Below are 597 nucleotides of genomic sequence, written 5' to 3'. Positions count from 1 at the left end.
CAATGTACCACTGGGCATTAGAGGCAAGAGGCCATGGGATGGGTTCAGATGGGCCATAAGGTGGAGGATTCACCCACAATTCCTCAGGAGGGCTTGTACATGGATAAAAAAACCCAAACCGTGAAGTATAGGTATCCCGTGCTGCTTGGTCCTCCTGGGTAGCCACTTGCTACATAATACTCAATAGCTCCCTGAACCCAATTCCCAGTACTCCCCAGGTTGCTGCACACCATATTCACGTCCGGGTTGTACTGCAGTGTTACCCATCCAGGAGAACCCCCACTGTAGGTCTGCACGGTCATCGTGTTCGTTATAAGTGCGAAAGCGCTGACAAAGCTTGGCGTCACGCCATTCGTCGTAAACTCGTAATTACAACCGCCAATGGCCTCGGTGCATGAATTACTCTGTGCAGCGGCATGCCTCGGCAGCACCGTTAATGCAGTCAGTATTACTAGGATTGTTAGCAACACGATTACTACTGAAATCCTAATCTTACCCGCCATGTTCATCACCCGTTCCTGCGGTTCTTACATGCTGCGGTAATTGCGCGTATCCCATTGCGTATGATGGTGCGTAGTTGGTGGCTAGTGGTTTTGC

Annotated in this window: 1 protein-coding gene; it reads right to left on the bottom strand. The window is 50.6% G+C overall.

Annotated elements, in window-relative coordinates:
* Positions 1–83 precede the first annotated feature (83 nt).
* Positions 84–503, bottom strand: a complete 420-nt coding sequence (locus JCM14467_RS14295) for a hypothetical protein (protein WP_054850617.1) — start codon at positions 501–503, stop codon at positions 84–86.
* Positions 504–597 lie beyond the last annotated feature (94 nt).

This window comes from Vulcanisaeta sp. JCM 14467 (assembly GCF_001316245.1).
GTDB lineage: Archaea > Thermoproteota > Thermoprotei > Thermoproteales > Thermocladiaceae > Vulcanisaeta.
Note: the sequence above shows the minus strand (reverse complement) of the source record. Positions and strands in the feature narration are given on the sequence as shown.